The sequence below is a fragment of the Halalkalibacter sp. APA_J-10(15) genome, assembly GCF_023017105.1.
Classification (GTDB): domain Bacteria; phylum Bacillota; class Bacilli; order Bacillales; family Bacillaceae_D; genus Halalkalibacter.
The window spans coordinates 615,929-637,846 of the sequence record NZ_JALKEV010000001.1 but is presented as its reverse complement, the minus strand read 5'-3'; the positions used below and the strand labels follow the sequence as shown (position 1 = coordinate 637,846).

General features: G+C 40.1%; 14 protein-coding genes. 1 reads left to right on the top strand and 13 read right to left on the bottom strand.

Annotated elements, in window-relative coordinates:
* Position 1: 1 nt before the first annotated feature.
* The 4 genes from MW695_RS02770 to MW695_RS02755 all read right to left on the bottom strand — a co-directional run bounded on the left by MW695_RS02770 (position 2) and on the right by MW695_RS02755 (position 3,630).
* A complete protein-coding gene (locus MW695_RS02770) occupies positions 2 to 727 on the bottom strand; it encodes a ThuA domain-containing protein (RefSeq protein WP_247102969.1) in 726 nt (241 codons plus the stop codon).
* 194 nt (positions 728 to 921) lie between these two features.
* On the bottom strand, positions 922 to 1,923 hold the full coding sequence (locus MW695_RS02765) for a LacI family DNA-binding transcriptional regulator (RefSeq protein WP_247102968.1): 1,002 nt from the start codon (positions 1,921 to 1,923) through the stop codon (positions 922 to 924).
* 262 nt (positions 1,924 to 2,185) lie between these two features.
* The gene (locus tag MW695_RS02760) at positions 2,186 to 2,878 is read right to left on the bottom strand and encodes a DUF4956 domain-containing protein (RefSeq protein WP_247102966.1); all 693 of its coding nucleotides are present in this window, start codon (positions 2,876 to 2,878) and stop codon (positions 2,186 to 2,188) included.
* A gap of 14 nt (positions 2,879 to 2,892) precedes the next feature.
* Entirely contained in the window at positions 2,893 to 3,630 is a 738-nt protein-coding gene (locus MW695_RS02755) for a polyphosphate polymerase domain-containing protein (protein WP_247102963.1), read from the bottom strand.
* A gap of 150 nt (positions 3,631 to 3,780) precedes the next feature.
* Between MW695_RS02755 and MW695_RS02750 the strand changes: the two genes are divergently transcribed.
* Entirely contained in the window at positions 3,781 to 6,255 is a 2,475-nt protein-coding gene (locus tag MW695_RS02750; protein WP_247102962.1) for a CotH kinase family protein, read from the top strand.
* A 147-nt stretch (positions 6,256 to 6,402) separates the two neighbouring features.
* Here the strand turns inward: MW695_RS02750 and MW695_RS02745 are convergent, their stop codons facing one another.
* The 9 genes from MW695_RS02745 to MW695_RS02705 form a co-directional block, all read right to left on the bottom strand.
* Positions 6,403 to 7,146 carry a response regulator transcription factor gene (locus tag MW695_RS02745; RefSeq protein WP_247102958.1) on the bottom strand — a complete coding sequence of 248 codons (744 nt, stop codon included), beginning with the start codon at positions 7,144 to 7,146 and terminating at the stop codon, positions 6,403 to 6,405.
* The gene (locus MW695_RS02740) at positions 7,124 to 8,896 is read right to left on the bottom strand and encodes a cache domain-containing sensor histidine kinase (RefSeq protein ID WP_247102953.1); all 1,773 of its coding nucleotides are present in this window, start codon (positions 8,894 to 8,896) and stop codon (positions 7,124 to 7,126) included. Before MW695_RS02740 ends, MW695_RS02745 begins: the two co-directional genes overlap by 23 nt.
* Before the next feature lie 285 nt (positions 8,897 to 9,181).
* Entirely contained in the window at positions 9,182 to 10,498 is a 1,317-nt protein-coding gene (locus tag MW695_RS02735; RefSeq protein WP_247102950.1) for an ABC transporter substrate-binding protein, read from the bottom strand.
* A gap of 76 nt (positions 10,499 to 10,574) precedes the next feature.
* On the bottom strand, positions 10,575 to 11,399 hold the full coding sequence (locus MW695_RS02730; protein ID WP_247102948.1) for a carbohydrate ABC transporter permease: 825 nt from the start codon (positions 11,397 to 11,399) through the stop codon (positions 10,575 to 10,577).
* Entirely contained in the window at positions 11,399 to 12,343 is a 945-nt protein-coding gene (locus MW695_RS02725; protein WP_247103110.1) for a carbohydrate ABC transporter permease, read from the bottom strand. The genes MW695_RS02730 and MW695_RS02725 overlap by 1 nt, the downstream gene beginning before the upstream one ends.
* Before the next feature lie 372 nt (positions 12,344 to 12,715).
* Positions 12,716 to 14,446, bottom strand: a complete 1,731-nt coding sequence (locus MW695_RS02720) for a methyl-accepting chemotaxis protein (RefSeq protein ID WP_247102945.1) — start codon at positions 14,444 to 14,446, stop codon at positions 12,716 to 12,718.
* Between the two features lie 100 nt (positions 14,447 to 14,546).
* A complete protein-coding gene (locus MW695_RS02715; protein ID WP_247102942.1) occupies positions 14,547 to 16,208 on the bottom strand; it encodes a glycoside hydrolase family 13 protein in 1,662 nt (553 codons plus the stop codon).
* A 213-nt stretch (positions 16,209 to 16,421) separates the two neighbouring features.
* Positions 16,422 to 19,979: an alpha-amylase family glycosyl hydrolase gene (locus tag MW695_RS02710; protein WP_247102939.1), complete on the bottom strand. Its 3,558-nt coding sequence runs from the start codon at positions 19,977 to 19,979 to the stop codon at positions 16,422 to 16,424.
* Positions 19,980 to 20,291: 312 nt separating this feature from the next.
* A complete protein-coding gene (locus MW695_RS02705; protein WP_247102932.1) occupies positions 20,292 to 21,332 on the bottom strand; it encodes a LacI family DNA-binding transcriptional regulator in 1,041 nt (346 codons plus the stop codon).
* Positions 21,333 to 21,918 lie beyond the last annotated feature (586 nt).

Here is a 21,918-nt window from a genome sequence, read left to right as displayed (position 1 = left end):
ATTATTTTTTCTTGATCGCCTCTAACGGCTTTGCATTACCGTATTGAGGATACTCACGCCCAACTGGCGCTGCCCATTCAACAGCATTACTAATAACACGTTGAATTTGTTCATTGTGATACGTTGGATACGTTTCATGCCCTGGACGGAAATAAAAGATCTTCCCGTTACCTCGCTGATATGTGCAGCCACTACGGAATACCTCTCCGCCTTCAAACCAACTAACGAATACGAGCTGGTCTGGTGCTGGGATATCAAAATGTTCCCCGTACATTTCTTCTTTTTCAAGCTCGATGTATTCACCCACTCCTTTAACAATCGGGTGACTCGGATCAACAACCCATAGTCGCTCCTTATCATCTGCTTCACGCCATTTTAAATCACATGATGTCCCCATTAAACTTTTGAAAATTTTTGAAAAATGGCCTGAATGGAGAACAATTAACCCCATCCCCTCTAGAACCCGCTTTTTCACATTTTCAACTACCTCTTCAGCGACTTCATCATGAGCAAGGTGTCCCCACCAAATTAGAACGTCTGTCTCGTTTAGAACATCATCTGTCAAACCATGCTCAGGCTCATCTAACGTTGCCGTTTTCGTATCATAGCCTGCACCTTTTAATGCATTCGCGATTGCCCCGTGAATTCCTTCTGGGTAAATATCACGAACGACTGGGTTCTTGTTTTCATGGCGGTTTTCATTCCATACCGTTACTCTTGTTGTCATTACTTATTCCTCCTTCTTGATAGTCAACTCTATCAAAATAGCGAGATGAAATCGATCCCATAAAGAGTCCTTGAAACGCTTTCCTTACATGATCCTACGGCTTTAAGGTTGGATGAAAGCAGTAACTCTTTCATCCAATCATGTCCTATCAAGATAAGTGCATTTCACAAGATATGAGATCGTTCTCACAACCACTATACTGATTCCCTCTTAATCAATTCAATAGGTAATTCAACAATCTTTCGTTCATATGGGTGTTTCATCTGCTCATTCGCAAGCATCGACAGCATCACTTCCATCGTCCGTCTCCCCATATCCTTCGTCGGTTGGCGGATCGTCGTTAATGACGGCTCAAGTAATTCGGCAATCGGTTGATCATCAAAACCAATAACTGCTATATCCTTTGGTATCGATAGTCCTTTTTGCCGTGCTTCCTTCATGATACCAGCAGCAACCTCATCACTACCGGTAAAAACCGCAGTTGGTCGTTCATTCGAATCCATTGCCAAAATGGTACGTAGCACTCGCTTCCCACAATCAATGCTGTAAAGATTGTCAAAATACCATTCCTTCTTCAGGGATAATCCAGCTTCTGCTAACGCTTGAATAAACCCTTTTTCGCGATCACGACCAAGCTCACTATTTGTTGCACCACAATACGCAATCGCCTTATGTCCTTTGTCAATTAGGTATTGTGTCCCCAAATAGCTTCCCTTCACTTGGTCAAGACGAACAATCGACACGTTCGCTTCTGACTTATACTCATTACAAAGCACCATTGGACCACTTTGCATATAAGGCTCAACCGTAGACCATTCATTTTCAATCGAGGTAAAGATTAGCCCATCTACTTGCTTTGTCGTTAACATATGCAAAAAGCTTAATTCCTTCTCTTCGTTCGCTTGCGTCTGGCAAATGAGTAATTGAAAGCCATTTTCGACTGCAACCTCTTCAAGACCTTCCACTAATAATGGAAAGAATGGATTCGTTAGACGTGGTACTAATACAGCAATCGTATTCGTTTTCTGAGTGCGTAACCGTTGTGCCGAAGAGTTCGGATGATACTCTAGCTGCCGCATCGCATCATATACGAGCTGCCGCTTTTTTTCGGTGACATATGGATGGTTGTTAATCACACGAGAAACCGTCGACCGAGACAACCCAGCTAATTTCGCTACATCCTCTATTGTCGCCATAGCCCCTCCTCTCACGTGGTAACGCTTTCTCATTACCTACATCTTTTATTTTACTGGATAATACGTAAGATGACAATAGTGAAAGTGAGAAGATTTTTGATAGAGGGGAGATACTCGTGAAAGCGCTCCAAATATCGATGTAAGAGCTCACTTCAGTCGCGAGTGTGTGTGTTATTCCAGTATAAACGCTTCAATTTTAATTGGAAACGTCATATGACATAGGCGGTCAAAAACGACAAGCATCACGCCTGTCGTTTTCACTCTAATCATTTGTTTGAGGGGCATAATTAATCGATATTTTCAAATTAGCATTCCTCTCTCGAATAGAGTCCATTAAATCTTTGTCTTTTAATCCAGTTTTAACGATAATATCATATTCTAATTCAATCATAGTCCCTAAATTAGTCGTTTGCACACGTTTCAATTGATTTTCATCCGTGAATTGTTCAAAAATATCATCAAATACGCCCTCATATTGTAAATTCTCTGGAATGGTCACCTTCAAAGTGCGATGCTGACCTTTTTCATCTTTTCCATAATCAAATACAAAAAGCAACACAATTAATGCACTTAAAGTTAATGTAAAAGCAATCGCTAATAAATAAAAGCCTAAGCCACATGCTATCCCCGCTGCCATTGCGAAGAAGATAAAAGCAATATCCTTCGGGTCGCTCATGGCACTTCGAAATCGTATAATTGAAAAAGCCCCTACTAATCCAAATGCTACTGCTATATTATTACCAATGACAATCATGATGACAGAAACAACGACGCCCATAATAATAACAGTGTGCACAAATGATTGTGAATATTGACGGCCATTGTACGTTCTTTTATATACTTGTGTAATGATTAACGCGAGTATAAAGCTTAACAAGACTGCTAACAACCCATCTATTAATGTCGATTGAGTTGTCATTTCTTGTTGTGTCAATAAATCTAAAAATGTTTCCATTTCAAACTCCTTTTTTAATTTGGAATCTCAACTTTCTCTTGAACTTCTTCTAAAATGTCCGCACTTGTACAAAACTTCGAGACGCTCTTCTTTGGACATTCAAACTCACTTAACAGGCGTGATAGCCATAAAGGTACACTATGATCGACTTTCACTTCCATAATAACTAAATCTTTATCGACAAACAGATGTCCATGTGGCCCTTTTTCAATATGTAAGTCGTCATTACGACAACGTAAATTATAGTCGAAGGTCACTCTTAAATCCTTATCTTTTATACCTGTAAATGCTTGACGATCATAGCTCACTATATTTTCTGGCTGTAAGTGATATAACTGTCGGAAATCATCTATTTCCCGGAAAATTTGTTGATTTGAAACACCTTTTATATGGTCAACATTTGCTTTTCCAGCAATGTATTCATAGGCACTTCGTAATTGAATACTCGTTCTTCGTTTGTTAACTCTCTGTTTATACTTTTTCTTCACCTCAAAGTAAGCTTGATCATCAATCGATGCACCGTTATAAATTCTTAACCTAAGCTTCTGCCTGAAGCGCGCTTTATTACGCGTTTCATAGTAAATTTTTTTATCTCTTGAATCAAAATATAAACTAATAATCGTATAGCGCCCTTGTTCATCTCCATATTGATCATAATTCATATATTCCGTTAACTTAATAGCTATTTCTTCGTACATTGAATATGGAATTAAATATTTCAACTCATAACGACTAAAAATTTCTCCTGCCAAAATAACCCCCCCAGTTACAAGACACAGTCATAAAATAATAGAAAAATATGTTATGATAATACTAACTCATCCCCAAAAGAACATTTTAAAGGAATTTATGTATATTTTAAACAATTAATTATGTAAACTACTACATTAAAGGAGAAAGAAATGAATCAAAGAAAGACCTTTTCACTTATTTTAGCAATGCTGATCATTGCTGCGATCTGGCTCGGAGCATTTCAGATAGCTCCTGGATCTATTCTTCAACCATCTAGCTTTGAAGAAGCGATTCGAGAAGAGCTTCAACTGCCACAAGGTGAAATACGTCCTAATCAATTGGAAACGATTGAAGCGTTAGAACTTCGAAACGCTGGTATTTCATCGATTGAAGGGATAGAATATTTCACATCGTTAAAGCATCTTGATTTAAGAGATAACGAGATTGTTGATTTATCACCATTAGAACAACTTCCTCAACTTGAAGAATTAAATGTACGAGGTAATGAGATTAAAGACATAGAAAGCTTGAGTCATTTGCCTCATTTAATTGAGTTAAACATTCGTGATAATAGCATCTATGATATTTCGCCACTTTCTAGCTTAGAGCACTTGACCGATTTAAACGCACGAAATAATCATATTTCCGATTTAACTCCGCTTTCTGAGTTATCGCATTTAACAGAGCGACTCTATTTACAAGGAAATCCAATTCAAGATTTTTCAGTTATTGATCATTATTTCCATTTAATTGAAGATACAGATTTCTCTTTAGACGGTAGCATAGCTGAAAATGAGGAACAGGTCATTTTCTCACACCCGAACGGTTTTTATGACGAGGAACTTTCTTTAGAGTTACTTAGCCCTGTAGAAGAGTTAACGATTTATTACACGTTAGATGGTTCAGAACCTGATCCAATGAATAATGAGCAAACGTTTGAATATATTGAACCAATCCAATTAACTAATCGTACAGGTGAAGAGAACTCGATTTCTACAATACCTACTAATTTCATGAATTTTTCTGACTTTGAAACGGACCCTCGGCTACGGTTGTGGATCGAACCTCAATCAAATGTTGATAAAGGTACCGTAGTGCGAGCTATGTTAGTTGATGAGAATGGAAATATGAGTGGTATTTCCACACAAACCTACTTTGTTGGACTAGACTATTCACTGCCTGTTTTCTCACTTTCGACGAATGCTGATCACTTTTTCAGTCATGATACAGGAATTTATGTGCCAGGAGGTCACTTTGAAGAGGGAATGCATAACCGTGGAAATTATTATCAAAGGGGCGTTGACTGGGAGCGCCCCGTTCATGTCGAATATTTTGATGTTCATGGTGAGAACGTTCTGTCACAAGACGCCGGCGTTCGTATTCACGGTGGTTACACACGACGTTTTGCGCAAAAGTCTCTTCGTCTTTATTCTCGTAGTGATTATGGGACAAGCCGTTTTTCGTATTCTTTTTTCGCTGATAAAGAGCTTGATGACTTTAATCGTTTATTGCTTCGAAACTCCGGGAATGATTGGGGTATCACGATGTTTCGTGATGGTGCGATGCAATCATTAGTCTCTCATTTAGATATTGATTATCAAAGCTTTCAACCTACTGTGCTTTTTTTAAATGGTGAGTATTGGGGCATTCATAATATTCGCGATCGTCATGATGCTCATTATTTGGAAACTCATTATGGGGAAAATCGAGAAGGCTTCACGATTCTAGACGGAAAAGGCACTCTCTCAGATGGGTCTGCAGATGGTCAGCAAGAGTATGAGAAATTGATCGACTATGTGCAAGAGAATGACCTTAGTGAAGCCGAACATATAGGCTTTGTCGAAAGTCAAATGGACATTGACAACTATTTACTTTATTACGCTATTCAAGTGTATAATGCGAACTCAGATTGGCCACATAATAACATTAGCTTTTGGCGTTATGAAAATCCTTTTAATGAAACGAATGATAAGCTAGATGGACGTTGGCGCTGGTTTTTGTATGATGTGGACCGTTCACTTGGTTACGAAAGTGTTCATCACAATACAATTGAAATGGTGACATCACATTTAAACCCTCGACATGATGAAGAATGGCCCAATATTTTATTTAGAGCCTTAATGGAAAATGAAGACATCAAACATCAATTTATCAATCAAGTAGCTGATTTACTAAATTCAGCCTTTTTGCCAGAGCATGTTATCAAAACGATTGACGAGCTTCAATCCACGATTGAACCTGAAATAGCAAATCATATTAATCGTTGGGGAATTCCTCGTTCAACTAGTGAGTGGGAAGACAATGTCGATGTAATGAGAGAATTTGCTCATGCACGGCCTGATATTCTCCGCCAACAGCTCGTTAATCACTTTGAGTTAGGTAGCACATCGACATTAACGATCTCATTCGAGCATGAAAAGGGAACCATTACCGTTAATACATTACCTGTTCCTGAAGAAACACAAGGTGATGAACCTAATAGTCAATGGGGTGGACAATATTTTAATGATGTTCCGATCGTAATCAAAGCTGAAGCCAAGCCCGGTTATGAATTTATAAATTGGAGTGGCTATGACGCTGAGGAATCACCAGAAATAACAACTAGATTAACTGAGGATCTATTAATCGAAGCTATATTTGAATGAAATAAAGAGACTCCTTCAAGTGAGGGAGTCTTTTTAAGAACCTTATTTAAAGCGCTCTATTTATTGGTGAAAACGCTCACCTGACATTTACCGACACAATTTGCCAACCTGCCACCTCTCCTCCCTCTTACATCACCACTCGCACATCTATCTATTCTGCTGCCTATACTCCTTCGGGCTCATTCCTTCCTGCTTTTTAAAGAGTTTAGCAAAATATTTATCGTTAGGATACCCGACAGCATCAGCAATTTCGTAAATTTTCAAATCGGGGTTACGTAGCAGCTCCTTCGCTTTTTTCATCCGAATCTCAATGATAAAGTCGGTAATTGTTTGCTGATATTCTTGCTTAAAACGTCGTGATATATACTCGCGGCTTAAATAAAAACGATCAGCGATATCCTGAAGCTTCAACTCTTCCTTATAATGCTTACGAAGGTAGTCAGCAATCGTGTGAACTGTGCTTGGCTCCTTTTGATAATTTGATTCGTCAATGAATGTTTTCAAATCATCACCATATTGCTCATTCCAAGCCGAAACCGCTCGCTGCAACGTTTCATTCAATTCAGGCGGGTTAATCGGTTTAAGAAGATAATCGAACCCTTGGTACGTAATCGTTTCCTTTAAATACCGAAAGTCATCGTATCCACTCACGACAATCGTTTTCGCCTTCCAATTGGAGGTGTACAACCATTTCATTAAAGCAACACCATCCTTTTTCGGCATACGCATATCCGTAAAGATGATTTGCGGGCGCTCCTTCGCGATAAGCTGCATCGCTTCTTCTCCATCTTCAGCCTCAAGCACCGTCTTTATGCCAAAACGTTCCCATTCCGCCAGTAAGCGTAAGCCTTCGCGGACATGCTTCTCATCATCGACGATCATCGCTTTCATATTGCCACCCCTCTATTTCCTTTGGAAGTCGTATCTTCACAACAAAACCACCTTCAGCGAGATTTTCCAACATCAACTCTGCTCTTCCTCCATAATATAACTGCAATCGTGCATAAATGTTTTTCAAGCCGATGTTTGAACCATCATCCTCAGGCTTTTGGTTCGAATAAATATAGGAACAAATTTCTGTCAATCGCTCCTCTGAGATGCCCGCTCCATTATCAGACACCTTCAATGTCAGCTTATCTTCTTCCTCAAACCCTTCGATCATAAGTGCACCGACTCGATCTCTCGTATCAAAGCCATGCTTAAAGTAATTTTCAATAATCGGTTGCAAAATCATTTTCGGCACACGCCACGACATGACCTCACCTGCAACATCAACCTGATAATGAAAGCTATCATCAAAGCGTTGCTTCTGCAAGAGTAAATAAGCTTTCGTATAATTTAATTCTTGCTCAAGGCTAACAACATCTTCCTCCATATTCATGCTATAACGCATAATATGTGATAACTCTGTCAACGATGTATACACTTCAGGAACTTGCTTCTTCAACGCAGTCGTCCCAATCGATTGTAACGTATTATAGAGGAAATGCGGATTCACCTGCGAATGAAGCACTTTTAATTGGTTCGTTTTATTTTCTAATTCGAGCTTATATTCACGATTGATGAGCGTGTTAATTTTTGCAATCATTGATTTGAACCGTTCCCCAAGTACACCAATTTCATCATTTCCGAGAGAACCGAATTGTGCCTTCATATTTCCAGCTTCAATTTGCTTAATATTTTGGACGAGTACACGAATCGGCGATGTAATTTTGAAGGAGACAAAGAGCGTCGCCATGATGACAAGCGATAAGCCGATTAATCCGAAGAAAATATTGATCATCGCCACACCATACGCACTTTCATATAACGTCGGTGAAGGAATTCTTTTCGCAAGCACCCAGCCACCTGCTGACTCCGCTAATGTGTCATAGACGATCACCCCATCAAAGGAATCGTCCTCCCATACCATCGTGCCACTAAATTCTTCTCGATTCAGTAAATCATCCATCCATACTATTGAATCCTCTCCAGGATGCACAGGTGTCGACCGAAAGATCAGATCACCTTCCTTTGTAAAAAGATAAAGCTCCTCCTGCCCTTCATGATACAAATATTGACTAAGCTCATCAATTTTATCCATGAATACTTCCATTGTAATAAACGCTAAATCGTCATCAGAGGGTATATCTTTAAACGCGCGGTGAATCGTCAAACGCCCCGCCTCATTAGGAGGTTCAATAAAGAGGTTCGATTTACTTTTCATCAATTGTTCTTCATAAAAGGCGATGTCATCCATATCATACGTATATACAACAGTAGATCTTCTTGATGCTGTTAGGCGTTCTCCAGTATTTACAAGAAACATCGAAATTTGAAAAACACTTTCATCACTATACAAAAGTGTATTAATGACATTGTGTACAACCCCACGCGAGATATAATCATTGGCCTCACTTTTGCGTAAATAGTTCATGAAGTCACTATTATTATAAAGGGCAATCATCCCAAAGCTTAGATCGCGCAAATAGGTTTCCATGTTCACCTTCCCTTGGTAGAGTAGGTGCTTGTTTTCTTGAATCGCCTGATCCTTCAATGATTCCTTCGTATACATAAACGTCACAACAAGGGAGCTTCCAAATGGAATGACCGTAATGAGTAATAAAAGAATAATTAATTTATTGCGGATGCTCATTCTCATTTGATAACCTCCTTTTTTGACTATTATGCGGTTCCACATTCCGCCATTTGCTTTAATAAAGTTACTTTGCTCATTTTTCGGTTCCTCGTTCTTCTAGTTTACTATATCTGGATCCGTTCGCTTTTCGTTTAAGCGGATTCACGGATGACAGCTCCCTTCCTTCTCCTATCGCTTGTTATGATTCAATTTAGCAGAATGAGAATCCGATACACCATTCTCGTCTGTCAAACAGGAGAACCCAAAAGAATGCATAACAGTTCTTTTGGGCTTCTTCACTCTATTTGTTTACTTTAAACTTTCCCACGTTTGCTCCATTTTTTCAAGCATTTCTTCATAGCTAATTTGCCCAGCTACGTACTCTTGAATGGCTGCTGCAAAATCTTGGTTCGCGCCGTCAGGCCATCTGAACCATGTCCACGGAATCGTTTGCTCTGCTACTGAGTATTCGAGAATTGATTCACCTAATGCCCCAAGTCCTGCTGGTTCTATGTTATCAAACGCTGGAATGAACGCAAATTCCTCTGTCATATAACGCTGACCTGTTTCAGAAGAAACCATCCAATCAAGCAAATATTTTGCTTCTTCTAAGTTCTCCGAATTTTTGTTAACAGCCCAGTTGTTCGGTACTCCAACCGGAATGCGCCCTGCATTAGCATCATCATTTAATGGGATCGGTAAGAAGGCCATGTTCATATCCGGGTTAATTTCATAGATCATATTCTCTGTCCAGTTTCCTTGTTGGAGCATGGCTGTTTCACCAGATGCGAATAACGTCACTTGTGTATTATAATCTGTCGTTAACGGATTCGGGTTTCCGTATTCGATTTCTAAATCAATCACTTGTTGAAATTGTTCAAATAACGTGTTTCCAGTGAACGAACCTTCTCCAACATTTAACTCCTCGATGAATGCTTCAGGATCGTCCTGTTGTGCAAACGGGATGTTTAACAAGTGCTGACCGATCACCCACCATTCACCGTAGCCAGCTGAGAAGGCTGTAATTCCTGCTGCCTCTAACGCTTGAACTGCTTGCTCTAGCTCAGACCACGTCGTTTGCTGCTCCGTAATACCAGCCTCTTCAAATAAATCAATATTATAAATGAAACCATAGCCTTCTAGGTTAACCGGCATACCGTATAATGTACCGTCTTCATCTGTCATCGGCACACGACCAATGTCAAGTAGATTCTCAACCCAAGGCTCATCGGAAAGATCAGCTAAATGCTCTTTCCAAAGCTCTAATTCATTAAAGCCTCCATTGTTGAAAATGTCTGGTGTTTCCCCTGAAGCAAACTTCGCTCGTAATGCCGCACCATAGTCGGCACCCCCACCTACTGTTTCAAGATTGACTGTAATATGGGGATGCTCTGCTTCAAATTCATCTAGCATCGCTTGAAGTTCATCAGCAATTTCGACTTTGAATTGGAAGAAGTTCAATGTGACTTCCTCAGGGTCATCACCACCTGCTGCTGCATCATCATTCACCTCTTCACTCGACTCATCGCTTTCTGCTGGCTCATTGCTCGAATCGTCTGATCCACAACCTGCTAAAACCCCAATAAATAGAAGTAATGACAAACAAAGAATCCATGCTTTTTTCATGAAATTTCTCCTCCTTTTATTCCCCTTTTTTTAGTATATCTTTTAATTGCAGCGCTAGTCTGCAAAGTGGATAACGTTATTTGATCGAACCTGAGGCAATTCCTTTAATAATATGCTTTTGTAAAAATAAGAAAAAAATAATAATAGGCGTAATTCCAAGAACAAGTGCGGCAAGCCCCATATCCCATTGCTTCGTATATTGTGCAAAGAATGAGCTTGTTGCAAGTGGGATTGTTCGTAAGGATGCATCCTGCAAGACAAGTAATGGAAGTAAGTAATCATTCCAAATCCATAATGTGTTTAAAATAATCACTGTGATCGTAATTGGCTTCAACAGTGGAAAGACGATACGCCAAAACAATCCGAATTGTGAACATCCATCAATTTGCGCTGATTCCTCGACTTCAATTGGTACCGTTTTCACAAATCCATGATAAAGGAACAAGGAAAGCGGAACACCAAAGCCAAAATACATAATGATGATGCCAGGAATACTATTAATGAGCCCTAACATTCCACCAATTTTCACGAGTGGAATCATCACCGTTTGGAACGGAATGACCATCGCTGCGACAAAGAACAAGAATAGAAATTTACTTATCCTCGAAGGTGTTCGCACGAGCTTCCATGCTGCCATCGAGCTAATAATGACAATACCAATATTACTAAACACGGTAATGAGAAAAGAGTTCCAGAACGCTTTCGGGAAATCGAGTATCCGCCATACTTCCGCATAGTTCGAAAACATGATTTCCGTCGGTAAAGCTGCCGCATCGATTAAAATTTCTGAAAAGCTTTTTAACGAGTTGACGATGACAAAGTAAAACGGAATGAGAAAGAAGATGGCAAGCAAAATCGCAAATATCTCAAGTGTAAATGTGCGTTTCGTATATTTGTTCATTACGCTTCAACCTCCTTCTTTTTTGTCAACGATACTTGAACGACCGTAAAGATCATCACAACTATGAAGAAAATGTTCGCCTTCGCTGAACCAACTCCGTAGTTGTTGTTCGTAAATGCTTCTTGATAAATATTAATCGCAACAGATTGGGTCGAGTTAAACGGCCCACCACCAGTTAAGGAAAGATTTAAGTCAAAGATTTTAAACGCCATCGAAATCGTCAAGAAGAAGCAAATCGTAAACGCCGGTAAAATAAGTGGAATAATAATACGTCGTAACACTGTTAGTGCATTGGCCCCATCAATTTTTGCTGCTTCTAATAAGGATGTGTCGACTCCTTGCAATGCAGCAATGTAAATGACCATCATATAGCCACTAATTTGCCAAGCAAAGACGATCACAATCCCCCAAAATGCTGTCGTCGAATCCCCAAGCCAAGCCAGCTGAAACACCGGAATTCCCGTCATTTCTCCAACCGCCGCAAAGCCTCTAACGAAGATGAACTGCCAGATAAAACCTAGTAAAAGACCACCAATTACATTCGGTAAGAAAAAGGCCGTTCGTAAAATATTTCTTGACTTAATTGCTGAATTTAATAATAGGGCTAACGAAAACCCGATGATATTACTGATGACCACTGCCGCAAACATAAATTTCGTCGTAAATAAGAAGGAATCAAAGAAACGCTCATCATTTGTAAAGATTCGTATATAGTTATCAAACCCGACCCATTCACTCGCAGAGCTTATGCCATTCCAAGATGTAAAGGAATAATAAACGCCCATAAAAAATGGGATAATTTGAATCACGACGAAAAAGAGAAGGGCTGGACCGACAAATGCTAAGTACGCCAATATTTTTTTCCACTTTAATTTCGCTTTTGCACGCCGGCGTTCAGCTTGAACATTTGTATCTGTCTGATTTGTTTTCGCAACTGTGCTCATATGAATCACCGCCTTCATTTTTGTAATCGCTTTCATAGTTATTATTATAGATGACAGCTCCGTTCTCTGAACACTCACTCTATTGACGAAAAAAGTGCACTATATTGACATTGGACAGTGAACACGAGACAGGACAAGGGATTTATGTAGTGATTGTATGAATGCGGAGCGGCTTCCTTTCGGTAAAACGCTTTATTTATATGCGAAGCACCCTCTTATTCTTCGGGAATGAGTTTAAAACGAGTAGAAACGCTCTATAAATGATTGAAGGCGCTCACATGACAAACATAGGCAAAAGACGTACAATCTCCAACAATAAAGACGCTGAAAAAAGTCTCATTACTCACCTTTTTCAAGCGTCCTCTCGAAATATCAACGTTTCTGGAATCTTTCTTCCTGCTTTTGCAGCTTTTGCGCTAATTCAACAAGCTGGTCGACAGAGTTTTTTAACGTATGTGTCGTTTGACCTTGAGTAACAGCCACTTCTGAAATGGCTGCAATACTTTCTTCATTAATCGACGCTTGCTCGGCTAATTCATTGATTTCATGAACGATTTCGTTCGTCCCCTTAGAAATTTCCTCCATCGTTTGCGTCACTTCGAGTACTTGCTGCTGCATTTGCTGACTCTGGTTTGAGACGTGATGAAATTGTGTGGATGTGTCTTTAGCTCGTTGTTTTGTCTGCTTAATCGACTGTTCAAGCTGTTGAAATCGGTCAATTGAATCGCTTACGCTATGATCAATTTTTGATAATTGGTTGTTAATATTTTCTGAAAAAGAATTGGTTTGCTGCGAAAGCTTCTGTACCTCTTCCGCAACGACTTTAAACCCCTTTCCATGTTCTCCTGCACGCGCTGCTTCAATCGAAGCATTGATCGCCAATAAATTTGTTTGATTCGAAATCGAAAAAATATGCTGCATTCCTTCTTGAATGTCGTTCGTACGTTCATTCACATCGTGTAGCTGCTGCGCAAAAAAGTGGAGCATATCAGCAACTGTGTTCATTTGATCATCAGTCTCCGAAATTGATTGTGCACCTGTAGCTGCCGATGAAGTCATCGAACTCATTCCGTTCGTTAATCGTTCCAATGCTTGGTGAATACTCGCCACATTAGCTGCCGATTCCTCCGTTACAGCCGAAATAGCCATCGCTTTTTGTTGTTGAATATCAATAAGCGATTTCTGCCTCGCAACGACTTCATCCATTTCTCGATGTTGATCAGCTAGCTGCTCTCGTTCACCTTCTATATCCTTTGATGTATGCACGACCCCTTGACTTATCAACTGACTTTCTTTTAAATTATCGGCAATTCGCTCTCTCATTTTCTCAAGCGCCTGCTCCAGCTCTCCTAGTTCGTCAACACGCTTCGTAACAGTTGAACTAGAGAAATCACCTTGTTCATAAAGAGACATTCGTCTTTTTAACTGCGAGACCCCTTGTTTCAAATCACGTGCAAATAAAAATAGCGACAAAGTTAGCACAATAAATAATAGAACGATTAAGAAAATCATTCGAGTTGTACCGGTTTCAATCGTTTCAGAGACTTGCAAATGATTTTGCTCGTTCACTTCACGAATGTATTGACTAACATTGTCATCAATTCGAGTAAGGTGAGATTCAATCGGTGTTATAATCGGTTCAACCTCACTACGCACGATTTGCTCCCAATTCGATTGATACGATTGAAAGTATTCTTCCTGTAGCATAGCTAATTCATCACGAGTGTCTTCTAGCTGTTGTACATATGTATGTAGACCTTCATCTATTAAAAATTGCCTTGCTCGTTCCCAGTCGGATACGGTTTCAAACATACGATCGACCGTTGTACTTTTCTGTCGTGAGTACCCTGTCGCCATCATATCGTATTGAATCGACATAACTCGATTTAAATCACGCATCATAACACGATATTCTTGTTCTACTTCAAGGTAATAATCTGCATGTTCGATTGATTGATCAATGGACGAATTCGTTGTGATTAAAAATAAGCAGGATAGCGTAGCGACGATAAATAGGATAGCAATTAACGCTGTCATTTTCCGCATCATCGTTCCAAGTAGCTTCATTTTTATACTTGCGTAATAGTTTACTATTTTTTTCATTTTGTCCCCCGTATATGAGAGGACCACCGAAAATGCAAACCATTTTCAGCGACCTTCATAATCAGCCAACCTCCCATACAATGGGAGGTTACACCTTATTTTATTTCAAACGATAGACTCTCGTTTCATAAGGACGTAGCTTCATGCTCGAACCGATTTCTGCAATATCATAATTATGAAGCAGCAATTCGCGTTCTCTCTCTTTCCACGATTGGGGGAACTCAAATTCCGTCTCCGTCGCAAATAAATGACAGATGACAAGAATCTCTTCCTCCTCCGTTGTCCGAGTGTACGCATAGACAGCTGAATGATCTTTCTCAATTAACGTATATGTCCCATACGTCAACGCTTCTGATTGCTTGCGTAGCTCGATCATCTTCTTATAAAACTGGTAGATCGAATTTGGAGCAGAGATTGCCTTCTCAACGTTAACTTCTTTGTAATTCGGGTTCACCTTCAGCCATGGAGTGCCTGTTGTGAATCCACCGTTCTCTTCGTCATTCCATTGCATCGGTGTTCGCGAATTATCACGACCATTTTTCCAAATGACCTTCATAATCTCTTCGTGAGTCTTTCCTTCCTCACGTTCATTTCGATATAAATTCTTAATGGCGACATCATTGTAATCATCAATCGAGTCAAACTGGACGTTCGTCATGCCAATTTCCTGACCTTGATAAATAAAAGGAGTTCCCTTCATAAAGAAATAAAGTGACGCTAATGCTTTCGCTGATTGAATCCGGTATTTCCCATCATTGCCCCACGTCGAAACAGAACGAGGCTGATCATGATTTTCAAGAAATAAAGCATTCCAGCCAATGCCATCTAAGCCTTCTTGCCATCTTGTCAAGGTTTCCTTTAATGAAGGTAAATCAAGCCCACCAGTTGCACTCTTCCCCCATAGACTTAAATGTTCAAACTGAAAGATCATATTAAAACAGCCGTCTTCTTCTCCAACCCATTGCTCAGCTTCATCGATACTTACACCATTTGCTTCACCAACCGTCATAATGTCGTACTTAGCAAATGTTTCTCGTTTCAGTTCCTCAAGAAATTCTTGAATGCCTTCACGGTTCATATGTCCTTCAAACGATGGAACATACTTCTTCTGATCAGGGTTTGGTAAATCGGGATAACCAGCCACCTTTTTAATATGAGAAATGGCATCAACTCGGAAACCATCAATACCTTTATCAAGCCACCAATTAACCATTTCATATAAGGCATGTCGCACTTCTTTGTTTTCCCAATTTAAATCTGGTTGCTTACGTGAGAATACGTGCATAAAATACTCTTTTGTTTCCGCATCATATTCCCATGCTGAGCCCCCGAAGATCGACTCCCAATTATTCGGCACTCCCCCATCCTTACCAGGGTGCCAAATATAATAGTCGCGATAAGGATTATTCTTTGATGAGCGTGATTCAACAAACCACTGATGTTCATCTGACGTGTGATTTATCACTAAATCTAATATTAGCTTCATCCCTCGTGCATGCACCGCTTCCAAAAGCTGATCAAAATCAGCCATCGTCCCGAAATCTTCCATAATATCTTGATAATCACTAATATCGTAACCGTTATCATCATTAGGAGAACGATACATTGGACAAATCCAAATGACATCGATCCCTAGTTCTTTTAAATAATCTAATTTCTCTATTACCCCTTGTAAATCACCAATTCCATCACCATTGGAATCCTTAAAGCTCCTAGGGTAAATTTGATACGCAACTGCTTCTTTCCACCATGTTCTATTCATAAAGCATCCCCCTCTTACTTTATAAAATAGCATATTTTATCGCTTTATGCAATCGATTGCACTAATTTGCATTAACCTTTTCGGTAATTGATATTATAATGACCTACCGACTAAGATATGCGATCATTAAGGGGGCTGCTACAAGCTACAACACGTACAACAGGATGCACTTATACATGTTGATTCTGCAAAATCCTCTTTCGTTTCTTTCATTTAACCAACCTGTCGCCTCCTCACTTTGATCATAATGAGTCCAACAGCGAAAAGAATGATACCGACTAATAACCAGCGATAGATCTCCGTTGCTGTATTAGGCAAACCTTCACCTGTTGAGTTTTCTTCTTTGACTCCCACACCTGAGCCTTCTTCGGTTTGACCATTTTTGCTCGTTTCCGGTATAGGCTTATCCTTTTGTTTCTCTTTAGGTTGAGTTGGCGTTTGTTCATCAGTCGACCTCTCTGACATCTCAGCTAATATAACCGTCCCGCCATCAGCCATACTTGGAAGGTCAATGGTTACTTGACCGCTCTTTACGGGAACTGTTGTACCTGAGTATAGATCGACAGCCTCACCTGTGAATGGGACAGGAATCGTCGCTGATTTAATCTCCTCATTTGTATTCAACCCAACGACAACCGATTTTCCCTCATACGACCGTTCAAATATAAGGTAACCGTCATCATCATGACCAGCCAGCTTAGAACGATCTCCTTTTGAAAAAATCTGTGAATAATCCGCACGAATGCTCATCAGTGTTTGGTAATGTGCAAGAATATCATTTCCCTCCACTACATCCCAGTCCATTTCATAACGGTTATCATAATAAGGGTAATTATCCGCTCCAGATAGTCCAAGCTCCTCACCATAATAAATAACAGGCTGACCTTTAGCTGTTATTTGCAATGCAGCAGCTAGCTTCAGCTTGCCTTCATCTCCTCCGACAGAATATAAGAAACCTTCCTCATCATGACTACCTAGAAACTGCCCCAATGTTGCTTGATTTGACAGCTGAGCATTACGCTGTTCCAATTGTGTTTGAACTCGTTCGATTTGTCCTTCGACGAAATCATACGCTTGATATTTGAAATCAAAATCAAGCAAGGAATCCATCATTCCTGACTGCAAATAACCATGGTCATCATGCGGTCCTGCTCCCCATGACTCTCCAATCATTTTGAATTCAGGCATCACTTTCGTTAATTCATTTTTAAATGCCATCCACGTCGTATCTTCAACATGTTTTACTGTATCCACTCGGAAATAATCAATCGTGTTACCTTTTTCCGTACGTGATTTCTCAATCCAATCCACTTGCCATTGGATAATCTGTTCACGAACTTCGGGAACCTCTGTTAAAAAGTCCGGCAAACCTGCTAGTTCCCCTTGGATCGTGTCTGTCCCACCATCTCGTAGCATGCCAGCAAAACGATCACGTTCTGCATTCGTTGGGAAATGTGGGATCGTTCCATCTAGCTGAGCATCTTCGGATTTAAGGCCATAGCCCGTATGATTAAGAACGACATCGATCATAATTTTCATCCCACGCTCGTCTGCTTCATCAATTAATTCATGGAAGTCCTCCATCGTTCCAAAATGAGGATTTAATTGTTCGAAGTTACTCGCCCAATAGCCATGATAACCATAATAAGGTGTATCTGGATGGTCATGACGAACATCATAGCGAATATTCTCAACTATTGGATTGATCCAAATCGTATTAATATCGAGCTCATCCAAATAATCGAGCTTAGCTGTAATCCCTTGGAAGTCCCCACCTTGATAGGATCCACGTTTTTCAGTATTGTAACCTATACCGTACGGATCATTGTTTGTTGGATCACCATCAAAGAAGCGATCCGTTAACAAGAAGTAAATTCTCGCTTCATCCCAGTCAAAATCCGCATCACCTACATATTGTCTAGTCTTTACTTCTAGCTCTATTTCTCCATAATGAGTATGACCAAATTGATCTACCGTAATAATGGGTAACGCTTTCATTCCTGCTGTTGTTGAATCATCGATAGCAATCGTCACTTCCTCTAACTCTAGATCAACCTCCATTCTCTCTGGACCACCAACCTCACGTAAATCAACATAGAGCTCACGAAGCGACAGCTCCTCATCCTTTTCGATATCAATTGTAAGTACAGCATTTTCGTTGTAATCAACAGCTTGCGGATAGGCAGTCCCAGACAGTTTCACATCTGAAATCATATAAGACACGACCGACTTCCCATCTACAGTATGATATGGATCGGTCACCTCATACTCTTGACCATTTATCGTAACGAAGAACGTATACTCATGTGTCCCGTGTTCAATTTGATCATATATAAAGACAAACCGTTCATTCTTCTCTTCATAGACCATCGGATATCGCTCACCGAAAATCGCAAGCTCAACATGGTCAATCGTGTCCATCTGATCTGCTACATATAACTCAGGATCGCGATAGTAGAAGGTGACATCTCCATTTGCTACGACAGGCCCTGTCACTTCTGGTACAGTATGGAATTCGACTTCACCACTTTTCACAACTACCTTTGTAACGGGATCATGACGATTCACTCGAATAAAGCGGTCACCATCACCATCTTTTTCTGCTGTATCCCAATCGTCTGAATCTCTCAAAACAAAGCCAACATGTTGGGCAGCAGCACTTACCTCAATCGTAGCAACAGCTAACTCTCCTAACCAACCGGTAAAATCAATCTGATCATCCTGCTTGCCCGTCCCCCATACCCATAGGTTCCAACCATCATAATCACGCTCTGGGCGATCGTACAAGAATCGAATATATCGTTCTTCTGGGACTGTTTCTGTTAAAGAAGCGATCGCCTCTTCTTCACTTGTATAAACGGACGGATCACCTTCTATGAGCCAAGCCTCCACTTCTAGTTCACCATTTGGAATGGAGATCACTCTATTAAGATCCTGCGCCTCCCAATTTCCTTTTCGTGGAATGATCTCAATTTCTTCTTCTGGAAACATATGTGTAGCTGTAGCAAACTGATATTCCTCACCATAAGTCGAGTGAAATGGATATGCCGCTGGATCGAAACCACTGTTGTAAATCCACATATCCTCCCAACCTGTTAAATCATTGTTCACTCTATGATAATGAATCGTATACGTATACATAAAATCCGTTAACTCAATTTCTTTCATCGCTACACAATTCTCATATTGTGCAGCAACGATGACCGTTGAACCGACTTTTGCATCTTCTTCAATGTGTAAGTTTGCACCACGAAGCTCTACTCCTTCATTCGATTCAACTAAAGACCATATCACCTCATCTACTCTATTCATCTCTCCATTTGGAGAAACATACGTAGCACTTAATTCATAATCACTTCCTACAGACATGAAAGACGCATTTGCTTGGAGGTTTAAACCTGGCACGATTATGACACTATTTCCATTGCGCTCTTCTTCGTTCAATGGGTCTACAACCCACTCATCATCAATAATAAACTTGTATTCATAAATATCTGGTATGAGTGGTTCCGTTCTCGTATGCCACTTCTGCCCATCATATCGCTCCATCTCAATCGCATGGTCCTGCCATTCTGTGAAACTACCAGCGACCTGAACACGTTCCGCCTGTCCGGCGTCCAAGCTAAACTCTACCGATCGATCCTCATAAACTACCGGACTTACCTGAACACTATGTGCGACCATTTGCGGTATGTAGCCGATGAATAGACTTACGACTAGTAAAGCGGCTAACATGACTGACATTCCTTTTTGCAACTGTTTGCTTCTCATCACTTCAAATCATCCTTTCTTTCGCTTTTGACGTGAAATCGTTTGCACAACTTAATAAAAAAATAATAGATGTTGCGTATGGCTTTTATTCACTAATTATCTCTTAATGCAAACGATTTCCTTAGTTTAAAACATACTACGAAACTAGCCAAATTTCAACTACTTTTACTATTTTATGTTACTTCCAACGTGATCTTCCATTACCATACAGCATTAAGAGTATTGAAAAAGCTAAAGGAAAATCAACTTTTTCAATACCCCTCTTATCGATAGAACCAATCCACATAAGCTTTCATACGAGAGGAATGCTCACTATACTCTTGAAGCACCATGATCTAGCCTACACGTTTGTCGTTTCACTAATTTATGAGGAATAATAACATGCTCAACACCAGCTGTCGGATCTTCCAACTGATGCATCAGCAATTCAGTCGCCTTAAAGCCAAGATCATAAATATGAATATCAACCGTTGTCATAGGAGGTGAAGATAGCTCAGAAATCATCACATTATTAAAGCTAACAATCGACATATCATGAGGTACTTTCATATTCATATCCTCTAGCATCCGAATAACTCCAAATGTCATAATATCATCGGCTACAATTAAAGCGGTTGGCGGTTGATCATTCGACATTAACTCAATGACTGCATCCTGCCCACCTTCCTTCAATTCATTATGATACACCTTGTAGCTCTCATTGACTGAAATATTCGCATTCTTCAATGCTTGTTCATAGCCATTCATATGATCGATCGTCACGACAAAATCTAAGTTACCGCCGATGAAGCCAATTTTTTCATGACCTAAAAGAAGTAAATATTCCGTCACAAGCTTGGCCGCTTTGAAATTGTCATTGTTTACATACGTCACAAGACTTTCATCCACTTGATACGGACGACCAATTAAGACAAATGGAAACTTTTGCTCAATCAAAAAGGGCATCACTTTATCATTTACACGAGAGTATAGGAGGACAATCCCATCAACACGACCGCCGAATACCATCTGCTTCACTTCTTCTAAAATTTCTTCCTCCGTGTGACCCGTAGATAAATATAAACCGTATCCCGATTGATACGCTTTCATACTAATGCCACGAATAACTTCAGGGAAAAAGGGATTCTGAAATGAAACTTTAGCTGAATTCGGCATGACAATCCCTATTGTTTTCGTGCTTTTGTTCGCTAAGCTCCTTGCATTGTAGTTAGGGTGGTAGCCTAACTCCTTCATTGCTTCACGGACACGTTCCTTCGTCTTCTCACTAATTCTTGAGCTATTTGCGATAACTCGAGATACCGTGGACGGTGCAACATTAGCCCGTTTAGCGACTTCCTTTATGGTTACCGCCATCGGTATCAACCTCCTTCACATTCAACCATTTGTCATTTATTTTAACGATGTCCCCTTATAAACACAAGAACAAATCCGCTTTGCGGTTCTTTGTATTGTTTTTGACGTATCCTAACGATATCAGCTTATAAATTCCTACAATAAATAAATAGCGATAACGGCTTTTCTTACTACCGTTGTGCGGGGGCGTTACAATGGTTTCAGTTATACTGAAAGTGGGGTTCTTTCAGTATAACGTGTAACATGCGAAGCCAACGCTCTTCTTTGAATGATCCCGCTAGCTGCTTCGGTCCTTCTCACATTTTCTTACTTTTTACAGTCAGTCGCTTCCGCGGTATCGGTCTTTTCTTCATTAAATTGCATGACCCTGGAGGGTAGCACACTCCTCTATGAGAATTCACTTTCATTCTCTTTGATGGAACCTCATTCCGCTATCCCCCCATTATTGGCTTTTTTACGATCTGTTCGGAACCTCATTCCGCTATTTGACCATTTACGCCTCTCTTCACGCTTTTTTTGACGTATTAGCGGAATGACGTTCCACTTCAAACGCAAATAGGCTTATTTCGTCCATTTAACGGAATGA